The 15,613-nt window shown below is 43.4% G+C and carries 11 protein-coding genes; 2 read left to right on the top strand and 9 right to left on the bottom strand.

The window, feature by feature from the left end:
• The 5 genes from LFUMFP_RS00400 to LFUMFP_RS00380 form a co-directional block, all read right to left on the bottom strand.
• On the bottom strand, positions 1–1,350 hold the full coding sequence (locus LFUMFP_RS00400) for a carbohydrate ABC transporter permease (protein ID WP_025083019.1): 1,350 nt from the start codon (positions 1,348–1,350) through the stop codon (positions 1–3).
• A 34-nt stretch (positions 1,351–1,384) separates the two neighbouring features.
• Positions 1,385–2,635: an extracellular solute-binding protein gene (locus LFUMFP_RS00395; protein ID WP_025083020.1), complete on the bottom strand. Its 1,251-nt coding sequence runs from the start codon at positions 2,633–2,635 to the stop codon at positions 1,385–1,387.
• Between the two features lie 162 nt (positions 2,636–2,797).
• Positions 2,798–3,745 carry a LacI family DNA-binding transcriptional regulator gene (locus LFUMFP_RS00390; protein ID WP_106482809.1) on the bottom strand — a complete coding sequence of 316 codons (948 nt, stop codon included), beginning with the start codon at positions 3,743–3,745 and terminating at the stop codon, positions 2,798–2,800.
• A 200-nt stretch (positions 3,746–3,945) separates the two neighbouring features.
• Positions 3,946–5,283, bottom strand: a complete 1,338-nt coding sequence (locus LFUMFP_RS00385; RefSeq protein WP_408609863.1) for an APC family permease — start codon at positions 5,281–5,283, stop codon at positions 3,946–3,948.
• 75 nt (positions 5,284–5,358) lie between these two features.
• Complete coding sequence (locus tag LFUMFP_RS00380; RefSeq protein WP_056950011.1) at positions 5,359–6,243, bottom strand: ROK family protein; 885 nt, start codon at positions 6,241–6,243, stop codon at positions 5,359–5,361.
• A gap of 191 nt (positions 6,244–6,434) precedes the next feature.
• On the opposite strand from LFUMFP_RS00380, the gene LFUMFP_RS00375 reads away from it, so the two are divergent.
• Entirely contained in the window at positions 6,435–7,604 is a 1,170-nt protein-coding gene (locus LFUMFP_RS00375; RefSeq protein ID WP_056950009.1) for an iron-containing alcohol dehydrogenase, read from the top strand.
• Positions 7,605–8,080: 476 nt separating this feature from the next.
• Positions 8,081–9,361, top strand: coding sequence for a GTPase HflX (gene hflX, locus LFUMFP_RS00370; protein WP_025082739.1), 1,281 nt, complete (start codon positions 8,081–8,083; stop codon positions 9,359–9,361).
• A gap of 65 nt (positions 9,362–9,426) precedes the next feature.
• Here the strand turns inward: hflX and LFUMFP_RS00365 are convergent, their stop codons facing one another.
• The 4 genes from LFUMFP_RS00365 to LFUMFP_RS00350 all read right to left on the bottom strand — a co-directional run bounded on the left by LFUMFP_RS00365 (position 9,427) and on the right by LFUMFP_RS00350 (position 15,595).
• Positions 9,427–9,864 (bottom strand): hypothetical protein, encoded by a 438-nt coding sequence (locus tag LFUMFP_RS00365; protein ID WP_025082740.1) that lies wholly within the window; start codon positions 9,862–9,864, stop codon positions 9,427–9,429.
• Between the two features lie 114 nt (positions 9,865–9,978).
• A complete protein-coding gene (locus LFUMFP_RS00360; protein ID WP_025082741.1) occupies positions 9,979–13,437 on the bottom strand; it encodes a SpaA isopeptide-forming pilin-related protein in 3,459 nt (1,152 codons plus the stop codon).
• Between the two features lie 29 nt (positions 13,438–13,466).
• Entirely contained in the window at positions 13,467–14,147 is a 681-nt protein-coding gene (locus LFUMFP_RS10040) for a hypothetical protein (protein WP_025082742.1), read from the bottom strand.
• Positions 14,144–15,595 carry a helix-turn-helix domain-containing protein gene (locus LFUMFP_RS00350; RefSeq protein WP_025082743.1) on the bottom strand — a complete coding sequence of 484 codons (1,452 nt, stop codon included), beginning with the start codon at positions 15,593–15,595 and terminating at the stop codon, positions 14,144–14,146. The genes LFUMFP_RS10040 and LFUMFP_RS00350 overlap by 4 nt, the downstream gene beginning before the upstream one ends.
• Between the last annotated feature and the right edge of the window lie 18 nt (positions 15,596–15,613).

Raw genomic sequence — 15,613 nt, 5'->3', positions numbered from 1 at the left:
TTACGCCTCCTTATAAGAATTAGTCCGGGTGTAAGCCCATAAACTAAAGACTGCTGATAAGATAAAGATCAAAATCCCGATGACGGATGCTAAATTATAATCCATCGTATTGACCGTCAAATTATAGAGCCAAGTGACCAATAGATCGGTTGAACCCGCACCGTAATAATTTGAATTTGATGGGCCACCACCCGTTAAGAGGTAAATGACGTTGAAGTTATTGATGTTCCCAATAAATTGTTGAATTAACGCGGGCATCATCACAAATAGAATTTGCGGGAACGTAATGGCTCTAAAAATTTGGAATTTATTAGCCCCATCGATTCTGGCTGCTTCAATTTGTTCCTGATCGAGATTTTGAATAATCCCAGTTGAAATCAACATCGTCGTCGGAATCCCAATCCACATATTCACCATGATAATCGATATTTTGGCTAAGGTGGGATCGGTTAAAAACGGAATCGACTGCGTAATTAATCCCATGTTCTTTAAAATCGCATTGATTGGACCCGCATCGTTTAATAAATTATGCATCGTCAACAATGACACAAACTGTGGGACTGCGATCGTGACCACAAAGATGGTCCGCCACATCTTCTTAAACCGAATCCCTTTAGTATTGATTAATAATGCTAAAATAATGCCAAAAAAGAAACAAGTGATTGTCGCAAATATCGCCCAGATCAGCGTCCAGCTTAAGACTGGAAAGAAGGTCGAAGCCATATCACCCGTAATCACATTAGAAAAGTTCTTTAACCCGACCCAAGTGAATAAATTCTTAGGGGGTAAATGCGTGTGATCATAGTTTGTAAAGGCAATTGAAACCATATACAGTAACGGTAAGATTGTAAAAAACAATACCCCTAATAGCGGAATGGTCATCAATGTCATGTGGAATCGTTCATTGACTAGACTATTTAAATCCTGTTTTAAAGTCGGTACTGGATCCCCAGCTTGCTTTAATTCATAGATATGCCGTGCACTTTTTAAATTAACAATGTATAAAATAATGATGACAATGCAGACCAACAATGCTGAAATACCGAATAGCAACAGGAGCATTGAATTATCACCCTTTTGTAACACGTCAATTCCTAAATCAGCGCTGTACACCAAGCCTTGTTTCTTAGTGCCTAATGTTTGTAACATTGCTAATGCGTGGATTCCATTTCCCACAAACCAAGCAAGAAAGCCAACTTCGGCCGCTAAAAATAGCAACCCTTTTACAAATTGGCGATTGGCTAAATTGGCAGCACCCATGACGACAAACGCTAATTTAGTGGCAAAATCACCGTCTTTAAATAGTGTTCTAAATGGTATATGTTGTTCCTTGTATGCCTTTTTAAACATATCATCGCACCTTTTCTTTCATTTCAAGCAAAAATTACTTGGTCTTCTTAGCGTTATCTGTTACAAATTTGTCTAGTTTTTCTTGATATTGTGTTGATTTGATTTTACCTTTATAAACATCGTTAATTAATGAATCCATTGGTGGCCAGAAAGTTGTCATTTCAGGTAATTTAGGCATAACAACTGAATGTTTCGTATCTGACATTTCCATGACTGATTTAGCAACCACGTCCGTTTTAACCTTAGTGGTTTGTTGTGCTTGTTTATTAGATGGGACAACCCCGTTTTTATTAAATTCAACTTCTTGCGTTTTTTCATTGCTGAGGTAATCTGCCAAAGCCATTGCAGCTAATGGTGACTTCGTTTGTTGGTTAACGCCGTAGACCTTAACGCCTAAGAAAGCCTTCATTTGTTTGTCGCCACTACCGAAATTGACCGTTGGGTAAGCAGCCACACCCATCTTATCGCCTAAAGCCTTTTTAACATCGTTTTTAGACCAAGGACCTGATAAGAAGGCATCAATTTTGCCTGATTGAAGGTTTGCTAAAGCCGCTGCGTTGGTTTGAACGACGCCTGGATTTGATTTTTGTTTAGCAATCCAAGAAAGGACTTCGACCCCTTTTTGGTTATTGAAATTAGTGCCATCCAGATTTTCACCGTTTTGACCGTATAAGACATCACCATTACTCATAAACAATGGTGCAAAAATGTAATTAGTCCCATTTTCAGCAAAATTGGTTCCTAACTTGCCGGCTTTCGTTAAGCCGTCCCAAGTTTTAACATCATTTGCAGATAACTTACTCTTATTATAGTAAAGGACTTGTGATTCAATCCCGTATGGATAGCCGTAAACTTTATTCTTCCAAGTGACCCCTTGAACTGCAGAATCAACATTGTTCTTCTTAATCGTTGTAACTTGTTTCTTACCAATTGGATAGAGTAGACCCGCTTCAGCCATTTGGCCAATTTGATCATGCGGCATCATAAAGACATCCGCTGCTTTGTCGGGATCTTTAGAAACATCTTTCAAAGCATCCGCAGAAGAACCCGCTTTAACTTTGACATTCACATCAGGGTTCGCTTTTTCGAATTTGGCCACTTGCCCTTTAATCGCCGCAATATGGTCAGTATCAACCCATAACTTAACGTCGCCCTTCACTTTCGAGCTACTTGCTTCCGAACTAGTCGATTGATCACTACTCTTATTACCACACCCTGCTAAAGTAACAGCCGATATTCCTAACACGAGACCGCCGAGCCAAACTCGTTTCCAACTATTCTTCATCTTGAACTCCTCCTAGAACTTTAATCGTTTTGTTTTCTAGTACAGTTTCAGTATTAAACATTTATCGGCTCGTTGCAATCGTTTTCAATTTGTTACCGATAACAGCTTTTTACGCTGTCTACTCGTTAAATTAGTATCGCCGTTTAACTAATCGCCATTCTTTTAAACGCGCAATGTCCCACCAATTTCAATCTGCGGTTCAAAAATTAACGAGCCTTGGCTGCCCTTTTGGCTAATCTTTTCCAAGACTTTCTCGCCACAAGCACTGCCCATTTCGATGACGGCCTGTTTAATCGTGGTAATCTTAGGCGAGGCCACTTGATTCAAAAAGACACCATCAAAACCGGTAATGCCGTAATCTAGTGGAATATTGCCACCGCGTTTGGTAATGGCCCGCTCGACACCAATCGCTAAACGATCTGTCGCGCACACAAAAACGGTATTCCGGTTGAATTGGGCCCAGTGTTCGTCCACAAAAACTTCAGTTAACCGACTATGATTTTTAAAATGATACATTTCTGGAATCAACTTACTGTCTTGCATCTGTTGCAAATAACCCGCTTCACGCGACTTCTCGAACGATTCTTGGCTATTCATCCCAATATAGACAAGGTGTTGGTACCCTTTGGCTAACGCCAATTGCGCAATCAACTGGATGCCTTTTTTATTATTGGTGTCGACGTAATCAAAACCGTAACGGTTCTCACCAAAAACAACGAACGGTTTCGTCAACTTCTGAATCCATTCGACATCTGGTTGGCGCAAACCAGTGATGATGTAACCATCACAATTCCCGATATCGATATTGCGGCGCGTCACAAGTTGTAAGGAGTACTGGTGAGCATCCAACGCTTTGGCAACCCCAACCATTAAATTCATGTAATAAGGTTCCGTCACATCGATATCTTCTAAAATACATAACTTAATAATCCGGGTACTATTGCTGACGAGTGCCTTAGCAATAATATTCGGCCGATAATCGAGTTCGTTCATCGCTTGATACACGAGCTGCTTGAGTTCATCCGTCACTTGTTCAGGATGATTAATCACTCGTGAAACGGTCATTTTCGAAACATTCGCTAGTTTAGCGACATCCATTAAGGTTGCCATCTGTTTAACCCCTCTACCCATTATTAAAACTTAATGACAATTATAGCATTTATACCAATCGAGATTCATTAATAGCCTTTTTTATGCAAATCACGATTTAAGTTGACAACCCCAGTCACCTTCAATTTTAAATAAACAAAAACAGTCATACACCAATTTTTAAATTGATGTATGACTGCTCACTATTGCTCATTTTCACACTAATGGTATTTTCGCTCTAAATAATAGTAAATCGGCAAGCCCGCCAACGTGATTCCTAAGCCAATCAACGCTAACACCGTTTGGGTCATCAACGTGTTGATCACAATGTAGATACCGCCCAAAATGGCAATCAACGGCACAATCGGGTACAAAATCGTCCGATAGGGCCGCGGCATCGTCGGTTCGCGATGGCGTAAAATAATGACCGCCACAAAGGTTAGCACGTAAAAAATCCAAATCACAAAAATTAACATGTCGGTCAAGGTGTTAAAGCCCCCGACGAAAATCATCCCAATCGCAATCACTAATTGAATCAGGCCACAGATAAAGGGGACCCCGGTCCGCGATAGTTTTTTGAGTTGGCGACTGAACGGTAAGCGTTGGTCGAGCGCCATCGCGTACGGAATCCGCATACCGGTCATCGTGTAACCGTTAATCGCCCCGTAAACCGAAATTAGAATCCCGATTGTGACGATTTTACCGCCGAACGGGCCAAACAAAGCTTGCGCGACATCGGCGGCCGCGTTACCGTTCCCCGCAATTTGACCGAGGGGCAGCACTAACAAGAAGACCGCGTTAATCAGTAGGTAAACGACCATCGTCCCCGATAGTCCGAGTAGAATCGCTTTGGGTAAATCGCGTTCTGGCTGGCGTAATTCGCCGGCGATATTGCCGACATGGATCCAACCATCATACGCAAACAACGTGGCGAGCACGCCGTTGCCGAGTGCGGCTAAAACGTTGTTTGACTGACCGTGTGGTGTCACGCTAAATAACGAGACTTGAGGTGCGCCAGCCTGAGTGTGTAAAAGTCCCCAGATGATAATCACGGCTAATGGAATCAATTTAAAAACCATCGTGAACGCTTGAAAAGCGCCGCCGACACGACCACCCAAGAAATTCAAGAGCGTTAAACTGGTGGCAACGATAATCGCAATTGGAATCTGCCATTGTGCTGACCACCCAAATAAATTCAAACATTGCGTTGCAAAAATAATCGCCAGCGCCGCGATGCTCGCTGGGAAATAAACAACCGTTTCGGCCCAACCTAGTAAGAAGGCCGCGACACTGCCATAGGCCCGTTCAATGTAGCGCATCATCCCACCGGTTTCCGGAATCGCCGCCGCTAATTCAGCAACGGTTAAACCGGCACAAATGGTAATTAAACCCCCGATTAACCAGGCTAAAAGGCTTAAACCGGTGGCACCAGTCACTTCAGCGACCGGCGCTGCTTTGAAGAAGACCCCCGCGCCAATCACGGTGCCCATCACAGTGGATAAGGCGGCGGTGAAACCAATCGATCGATTTAATGTCGGTTGCTTTTTAATCACAATCACTACTTTCTATCCAAAATAAAAAAACACTTGTCCTAGTATTTTAAACTAAAACAAGTGTCGGATAAAGTTTTTTATTTAAATTAAGTCTGGATAGGTTTGTTTGAAATCAACCATCGCCCCAATTAAATTAGCATCGTTATGGTACTGACACGTCACTAACTTCGGCGTCACCGCTGCAATTTCAACCTGATTGAGAATTTTTTGGATTGCTTTTTCTAAGGCGGGAATTAAGAAGTCAGCCTGCGACACCCCACCACCGATAATAATCGCTTCGGGATCAAAACTGTATTGTAAATTATAGATGGCTTGCGCCAAACTATCATACATGACTTGGGCTTCTTTTTGCGCTAAAGCATCCCCTTGTTGGGCCAACGCAAACACTTCTTGTCCAGTATAATCCGTCTGAGCTTGTTGATTATACCGTTCCGCCATTCGGACTGCAGTCCCGACGTTACTCAAAATTGACCCATCAGCCGTTAACATATACCCAAACTCGCCACCGAGTAGATGTGCGCCGTGTTGGACTTGGCCATTTTGGACGACCGCCCCACCAACGCCGGTGCCTAACACGAGTAATAAAACGTTGGCCAAGCCTTGCGCAGCGCCGTTGCCGATTTCGGCTAATGCGGCACAATTCGCATCGTTTTCCATCACCACTGGTAAGCCAAAACGCGTTTCAAACTCACTTTGAATATCAAAATAATGAATGTAAGGTAACGCGCTCGAACCTTCAATCATCCCAGTGGCCTTATTGACCGCGCCGGGCGTACTCATCGCAACGCCGACCACTTGATCACTGGTTTTAAAAGCCGTGACAATCTCAGTCAACGCGGTATAGTAGGCGTTTAACGATTTAGGCGTCGGTATTTGACCCTTTTTGGTCAATTCTTGGTTGGCGCCATCCCATAAACCGTACTTAATGGTCGTGCCACCGACATCAATTAATGCTAAATTTTTCATGTGCTATAATCCCCACTTATTTTCAAACTTATGCCTTTTTATGTAACGCTTTCATTTTAGCACAATCGCGATAACTTACCTAATTGGGTTTCAGCGGACAGTTAATTTTAATTGTCCGCTGATTTTTAGACCTGTAAGCGTTATGATACAGTTGTATAATAATTCACATAGAAAAGGAAGTTGTGCTTATCATGAAAACTAATTTTGACTTTTTAATGCCTAGCGTTAACTTTTTTGGCCCCGGAGTCATCGAAAAAATCGGTGATCGGACTAAAATGCTCACTATTAAGAAACCGTTGGTGGTCACGGATACTTTCTTGGAATCCGTTCCAAACGGCCCTGTTGCGCAAACCTTAGCTTCATTAGACCAAGCTGGGATTGATTACGCGATTTTTAACGGCGTGGAACCCAATCCGAAAGTGCGCAACATCAAAGCTGGTAAAGCCGCTTATCTAGCCGCTAACTGTGACGGGATTATCACTGTCGGCGGTGGTTCAGCCCATGATTGTGGTAAAGGGATCGGGATTTTATTAACCAACGGTGATGACATCACCCAATTGGCCGGCATTGAAACCCTCGAAAACGCCTTGCCACCATTGTTAGCCGTTAACACCACAGCTGGTACGGGTTCTGAATTAACCCGCCACTGTGTGATTACTAACGAAGAAACTCATTTGAAATTCGTCGTTGTTTCATGGCGCAATATCCCGCTCGTGTCATTCAATGATCCGATGTTGATGTTAGACGTTCCCGCTAAATTAACGGCCGCTACTGGGATGGACGCTTTCGTTCAAGCTATCGAACCTTACGTCTCAACTAACCGCAATGCGATTACGGATGGTCAATGTTTACAAGCAATTAAGCTGATTGAAACGAGCTTGCGCGAAGCCGTCGCCAACGGTCACAACATCGATGCTCGGACTAAGATGTGTGAAGCCGAGATGTTAGCCGGAATGGCCTTTAATAACGCCGACCTCGGTTACGTCCACGCGATGGCCCATCAACTCGGTGGCCAATACGACGCGCCGCACGGTGTCTGCTGTGCCCTTCTCTTACCAATCGTCGAAGAATTCAACATCGTTGCATGTCCTGATCGGTTTGCCGAATTGGCTGAAGCGATGGGTGAAAATATTTCAGGCCTATCAACCCGCGATGCCGCTGAACTCTCGATTAAAGCGATGCGTCAAATGGCGACTGATGTTGGTATTCCAACCAGCATTAAAGCCATCGGTGCTAAACCTGAAGACTTCGAATTGATGGCTGAAAACGCCTTGAAAGACGGCAACGCCTTCTCCAATCCACGCAAAGCGACTAAAGAACAAATCGTCGCACTCTTCCAAAAAGCGTACGACGCAGAATAAACTGTGACAGAACTTGGTTATCAATTGAGTACCAAGTTGAAAAAACGATTATCCGTACTAAGGATAGTCGTTTTTTTGATTTGAACGGAAATTGATCAGTTTTGTCACGCGTCAACGAAACCTATTTGTTTAATATCAGAATACTGAGCCTTCTAATACTGCTTTTTCTATCTCGTTTTCGGCACCTAATTAGTCTTTTAAACCGTTTCATGGTACACTTAATGGATAAATGGCTGACCATTCGCCAATTAACAAAGGAGCGTCAACGACATGTCAATTCAACTACGTTTAACACTGACAACTAAATAAACGTTTGACCCACTCGTGGTCGCTTCTGTTGACATCCGCTTTTTAAATTCGATTATCAATCGTAAGAAGCTGCCCAAACAGCTTCTTTTTTAATACCTTTATTTATCAATCAGCACGGATTTGCAGTCGTGGCCCATTCGGTCAAGTCAACCTTAAAGGAGTTATATATGAAAGACACAACACCACAACCTAAAAGAGTATTAGTGACCGGCGTTAGTAAACGCCAAGACAATTTCGATTACACCATGATTGAACTTGGTGAATTAGCGAAAGCCAACAACCTGAACGTCGTTGGTGAAGTTCGCCAAAACGTCGATCAAGCCAACCATGCCACTTATTTTGGCAAGGGTAAGGTTCAAGAAATTAAAGAACAAGCCATCGCGGATGATGTCGATATTATTCTCATCAACGACGAACTCTCCCCTTCCCAAATTCGGAACCTCGAAAAAGAACTCGGCATCAGCATCCTCGATCGCACGCAACTGATTCTAGAAATCTTCGCCAACCGTGCGCAAACCAAAGAAGCCCAATTGCAAGTCGCGATTGCTGAGGCAAAATATCAATTACCTCGTTTGCACCCTTCTGACAACAAACTCGATCAACAAAATGGTGGCGGCGGTGGCACTAACCGTGGGACCGGTGAAACCCAACTTGAATTGGACCGTCGTTTAATCGACAAACGGATTACCAAGCTCAAGGGTGAACTCGCCAAAATTGACCAACAACAAGCGACACAACGCCAACAACGTGATAAAAATCCCGTCCCAGTTGTAGCCCTCGTTGGTTATACGAATGCCGGTAAATCAACAACGATGAACCGGATTTTACAACGTCTAAGCCCTGATACACCTGAAAAACAAGTCTTTGAAAAAAATATGTTATTTGCGACCCTCGATACGAGTGTCCGCGAAATCACCTTACCTAACCAACAAAAGTTCCTGTTGAGTGATACCGTTGGTTTCGTCAGCAAATTACCGCATCATTTAGTCCAAGCCTTCAAAGCCACCTTAGCGGAAGCAGCTGGGGCCGACTTATTAATCCACGTGGTCGATTATTCTGATCCAAATTACTTGAACATGATGCAAACGACGCAAGAAACGTTAGAATCATTAGGAATTAAGGATATTCCGATGATTGAAGCTTACAATAAAGCGGATTTAAAACCAGATACGCGTTATCCTGAAATCGACGGCACGCAATTGGTGTTCTCGGCCCGTGATGAAGTCTCTATTGATGCTTTGATTGACTTAATCGATAAACAACTATTTGGTCAATACCCGATCATCGATTTTCTGATTCCGTATACAGAAGGCCAAGCAGTGACTTATTTAAGCGATCACGTCAACATTCTTGAACAAAGTTATGAAGAGGACGGCACCCATATTAAAGCCCAAATCAATCCTGATTTACTGGGACCCGTTCAAAAATATACGATGACCACTGACTAAACAATCAAAAAACGACGCAACTTTCAATTGAAAGTTGCGTCGTTTTTATTAGCGCTAATAGCTATTTATTGATATTTTTGGAATACTTTACTAGCAGCAGCCATCATTTCTTCAACGTCAGCAATATTGACCTTAGGCACGGAGACAACGTCATTGTCGTACGTTGCAGCAATGGCCTGTAAGCCGTTGATTGTTTTGGGCGTCAACATAATGTAATCCTTAGCGTGTTCTGTATCACGCATCCCCATCAATAATCCGGCTTTTTTAAACGTCATGATTTGTTCAATTGAATAACCAGCTGCTTCGACGGTCGTTAATTCGACATACCGACCAGCGGCCATTTCTTTAATTCGTTGTAAGACAATCGCATCGTCTAAACTGAAGCCGATTTGATCACAAATGGCATCCATTTTTTCAAAATATTGTAAACTAGCAACACTTGCTCGTACACTATCGACGATTTCATTGACTGCTGGTTTTTTTTCGAGATAATAGATTGCCATTTTGTTAGCCCCACTTTTAGAATTAGTTGTCGTTCTTGAATAACCTAATTCTATAATATTCAATGGGGCTTAAAACGCGGGCTTTTTTAAGTTTGAATAAAAAGCGCGAAAAAATTATTTTAACCGGACGTCACTGCCGGTAATTCTGAAAACAACCGGCTTTTCAATTAAGCCATAACCTTCAGGTGCCGTGACTTCTACTAATTGATAAACGGCCGGCGTCAAATAACTCATAATTACTTGCCCCCGACTGTCACTCTTTAAATTCGTGATTAACACGTTGCCGAGTCGATCTTGCAATTCAAATTTAGCACCCGCTAACGGTTGATTCGTATTGCCGTCCACTTGGTTGACAATCACTGAACCCGGCCGTTGCTCGTTAGTCACTGTGACTTTCGTCATTTGATTCGCCGTGATTTCAAACGTTTGCGTTGGGGCAATTTGATAAGCCGTCGCGGCCGTTGTTTGAATCAAACGATATTGACCAGCTACTAACTTAGGCATCACCGCCTGGCCATTTTGATCAATCACGACTTGTTTTTTAACCGTTTGACCGGTCGCCGTTTCAATTCTAAAAGTCGCGCCAACTAAGGCTGTTTTGAGTTTAGCATCACTATTGCTCAACACTAAAATACCGGTTTCGGTCGTCGTTGCTTGTTTCTGATCGATGACGTTCAATTTGGTCGTTGTCTGGTCTGTTACGGTGATTTTAAAAGTCTTCGCATTCAATTGATAGCCGTCTGCCACTTGCGTTTCTTGAACCGTATACGTTCCTGGCGTTAATTCTGCGACCTTTAATTGACCCTCCGCATCCGTTTTGTAATTCCCAATAAACTGACCTAATTGATCTTTAAGGTCAAATTGAGCACCCGTTAAGCGGTCACCCGCTTGATTCGTATTGATCACCGTCAACTGACCGGCTTCGGGCGTATCTTGAATGCGTAACTGTTGATCCATTTTGCCATTAATCGTGATTTGATGGCTGGTTGCATCTAATCGATAACCCGTTGGGGCCACCACTTCTTGCACGCGATATTGGCCGGTAGCTAAATTAGCGGCGGTTGCAATCCCATGTTGATTCGTCGTCACTTTTTGAGTTTGACCAGTCTGCACAGATTCAACCATAAACGTTGCGCCCGCCAATCGTTGTTCTTGCAAATCAGTTTTCACAATCCGCAAGTCGTGGGGCACAATCGTTGATTCGTGGCTGATTGACAATTGATTATAGCCATAAGTCGTCACATGCAACCGGTAGACGGTTGCGTTCAATTGGTAGCCTTTAGGGGCTTTAATTTCGGTAATTCGATATTGACCGGTGACCGCGTTTGGTAGGACAATTAAACCATTTTGATCAGCCGTTAATACCCAAGTATCTTGACCTTGGTCATCCGCTTGATTGGTGGTGACTTTAAAAACGGCTCCCGCCACTGATTGCCCATCAGTATTGGTCGTCTGAATCGTCAATGGATTCGTAGGTGCAACGGTTGTCCGTTGATCCGCGAAATTCACCACATGATTTTGCCGTTGTCGTGGATCTACCGTCACGGTTTTCGTCTCGGTCGCTAATTGATAGCCAGCCGGCGCCTTGGTTTCTTGAATCTGATATTGACCGGCAGCTAGTCCGGTAAAGCGGACTTGACCCGCTTGTGTTGTCTGAACTTGCGTTGTGCCGTCGGTTAGGTTAGTGAGCTTAAACTGGGCCTGATCGAGGCTAAAACCTTGCATATCGGTTTTATTGACCGTAATCTGGCCGGTTGTCACTGGTTGTACCGCTTGATTGGTCAAAATAAACTGTTGACCCTCAGTTCCGAGCGTTGCGCCATGAATCTGGCTATCCACCACGTAATTTTCCGCGGTCGTCACTTGTTGATACGTCAGTTTACCAACGGGCACGCGATTAACGGTCACTAAACCATTACTATCAGTCTTACCTGACAAGAACGTCGTCTGACCAGTACCGCTAGCAACTACCGTTTTAATTTTAACGCGCGCACCGGCTAACGGATGACGCGTTGTTTGATCAACCACTTTAAACGTGACCGGTCCAACAGCCCGTTTCAAGCGTTGCGTAAACTCGTTGACACTTTGATTATCGATCGTGACCGTTCGCGCCGTTGGGGCTACTTGGTACCCCTCTGGTGCGGCTACTTGTGTAATCCGATATTGCCCCACCGGTAAGTTCGCTAAGGTTACGGCGCCATTCGCACCGGTCGTCACATTTTTAACAACTGATTCAACCGAATCGATTAACTCAACTTTAAATTGAACACCACTTAACGCTTTTCCTTGGTAATCCGTCGCTTGTAAAACGCATTTGTGGCGCGTATCCGTTTTAACGACTCGGTGTTTAAACGTGACCGTTTGCGTTGTCTGATCCGTTAACGTCACATGTTGCGTTTGACTGGTTAATTGATAACCCGCCGGCACACTCTTTTCAGTCACCCGATAACGTCCAATGCGAAGATCATTGACCGTTGCTTGCCCATTGGCATCCGTTTTGACATCCTGACTCGTGCTACCGTCAGTCGCTTCAATGCGGTAGTCAACATTCGGAATAGGTTGCCCGCTCGCTGAAATACTCGATAAGTGCAAGCCACTGGTCTGTTCATAAGCTAGAAAAAGATTTTCAGTCGTTTTTTGCGCCGTCACTGTCACCTTTTGACTGGCCGGAACGGTCGCTGAATAACCTGCGATTTGACCCGCGGGCTGGATTTGGTACTCGCCAATCGGCAAGTTTGACCAACTAACTTGGCCATTTTCGTCTGTCGTCCCCGTGACCGTTTGTTGGTCATTTTGCAATGCAATTGCTTCAAACTGAGCACCTGCAATTGGTTTTTGAGTGCTCTGATCTTTTAAGGTTGTTTGAATAGCCCCCACTTGTTGTTCAAACTGAATAGCCTGACTAACCGGTGTTTCTTCAGTCACGGCCATGGTTTGCATCGTGGTTTTCAATTGATAGCCTTGCGCAGTATTAACCTGAATTTGATATTGTCCAACTGGTAACGCCATCGTTGTTTGGCCATCAACACCGGTGACCGGTAATTGATAACTTTTGTTAGTTGTTTGATTAGTGGCCGTCATCAAAATATCCGCCAGCGGTTGCTTAGCCTGATCGGTCGCCGTTAAGGTTAACTTGCCGGTCGGATTGGTATCAACATACGTCACTTGACCGCTGTTGAGATCATTTTCGGCAACCTCAATGATTTGCGCACTAAGTTCTAATTGGTAACCAGTCGGCGATGTGTCGGCGGTTAATTGATACCGTCCCGGGTTAATATGGGTTGCCGGTTGTTTAGCAGTCACATCATATGCGGTCGTAAAATTTCCTTGATCGTCAGCGGTTAAATTGTACTTCACTCTTTGACCGGATAATGCGACAATCTGAACCGTCGCATTCGGCACCGATTGGCCTTTCTTATCGACCGCTTGGTAATGCATATTATCGATACCACTCGTCGCTGGTGTCGTGTCCGTTGCAAACGCAGCGATTGGCACACTAAAAACGTTCACCAATAAACCCAATATGGCAAACACGACGATTAACTTTTGAAATAGATGTTGATTTTTAATCAAATTGGTAGTCCTCATTTCTAGTCCACTGACTAATCATTCCGAACTGCAAATAAACTACGGCCAGCTAACTCCCCGAAAATAACGCCCACATGTGTACTTGCACCACCACTCCCGCCAGGCGCTGGTGAACCAGAACCCCCTTGGAAAGCGACAATGTCTTTTTCGACTTGCGCATGATGTTTCTTAAAATCACGACGTTGTTTCGTTTTAGCAGTTGTTGATTCAGACGTTGCCTGCTGACTGCTCATCGTTGGTTTTTGTTGTAACTTTGATTTTGGCGCCGCTTGACCGTTCGTTGTGCCCGCCAAAATAGCCGCCGGTTGGGCGGTTTGTTTCGATTCTTGATTAGTGGCTGAATTAGGCGCCACTGGGGCTGCCGGTTGAATCACCGTTGTTCGCTTAGTCGATTCAGTCGTCGTCTGACCGAATTGTTGTCCAGCGGGTTCTTGCGTTGTCGGACTCGATTGTTCCGATTCGCTTGAATCACTCGATTCATCCGGTGTCGTGGGTTTAATAGTCGTAGCCTTCGGATAGCTCTTGACGGTAATGTTGATTTCCCCACCCGTAATCGGAACTGATTGAACCGGCTGACCAACAGCGACCGTTGCCGCCGTTACCTGTTGCACTTGTTGGCGTAAAAAGCCCTGTGAAAAACGATAAACCCCTAGGCTTAAAATAGTTAATGAAAGTAAAGTCGTCCCCTTTTTCATAACTTCTCCTTCTTAAGCGCCACCACAATATCCCCAAATTGTTGCCAATTATGCACGGTTGGCGGATTTTTCCAAATTAATTGTTCGCAAGTTAAGGCACTAGAATAAAAATCCGATAGATACAAATCAGTTTGTTCATTAATGGTGGTTTGTAGTTCAATGTTTAAATTGTTAAAGTAGTTGACCATCTTGCGCATATATTGATTATATAGTTTACCTTGCGAGAAATCCACGCAAATATAAACACGATCCTTCAAAATTCTCAACGGGATATCTTCAATACACGCAAACATGTAGTCATAGTACAAGCTAGCCTGTTTTCGCCAAGCCAATGTTTTTTGTTGATTCATAAAATCTTGAATAATTTGATGGAAAAGTGGATTGGATTCAGCAAAATAGGCCAGTTGATTTTCATCAATAAACGTCGTGGGTTCAACGTAAAAAGTCAGCATCCGCATATGAATTTGATCCAAATGACCTTTCAATCGGTCTAACGCTTCGTCAAATTCTGCCGATTGGATTGGTCGCCGCTCTAATCCCAAACGAACTTGGTTTAAAAATTGTTCACTTTTTTCTAAAATTTGAGTTTGTAAGCCCGCATCCAGATAATTAGTCGTTAACGTTAAATAGCCTTCCGCAAATAAGAACGTCAACAAACTTTCTGCTTCCGCTTCAAGTGGCACGTTCAATAGTTGATAATGTTCGGTTAAAATCGTTAGCATGGTCTGCCAAACAACCGGTTGGGTCTCTTTAAAATCAACCGCCAACAGACGACCATCTACACTTGCCTTGCCCCGCATTCGTAAATATTGAACTTTTACGAAGATTTCGAGTTTGGTATCCGTTGTGGGTAACAATTCAATTTGATATTGCTGACCAATCGCGGTTACGATTTGATCAACAGTCTCTTGGAGCATTTCAAATGGTTTTTCAATCCCGTTAAAATAACTATAATAAACTTCAAAAATAAATTGCCGAATTTGATTTTCTGGTCCAACAATCTGATTCTTACTAAATTCAAGACCAAACTGGCTCGTCACTTCAACCATTTCTTTACGCAATTCGTAAAATTTCGTTTTACCTATGAATAAGGCATCACAAAAATCGGCCGTTTCCGTTTGTTTCGGATTCATTAAACTAAATTCCAATAACTTAAATAAGGTGGAATCCTTCAAATAAGCTAACCGAATCTTACGGACAACCGCTTCATTAATCTGCTGGCTCTCAAACATCCCGTCCCCATTAATTACGAGATGACTTTCGGGACTAATCGTGGCGAGATCCACGTTGATATTTTCGACGTATTGACTAATTTTAAACTTAGACAAACCGAGAATCTTCATTGCTTTGGCCGTCGTCAAATAGTAGTCGCCATTATCGGCCACTAATTCTAATAAATAATATTGATAGCGATAGTTTAACTCTAAAAATTCATTATGGATTTCCAACAGTTTTCCTCCAACCAG

It is taken from the genome of Latilactobacillus fuchuensis (assembly GCF_900258455.1).
Lineage (GTDB): Bacteria > Bacillota > Bacilli > Lactobacillales > Lactobacillaceae > Latilactobacillus > Latilactobacillus fuchuensis.
This window is presented reverse-complemented; position numbering and strand designations above follow the sequence as displayed.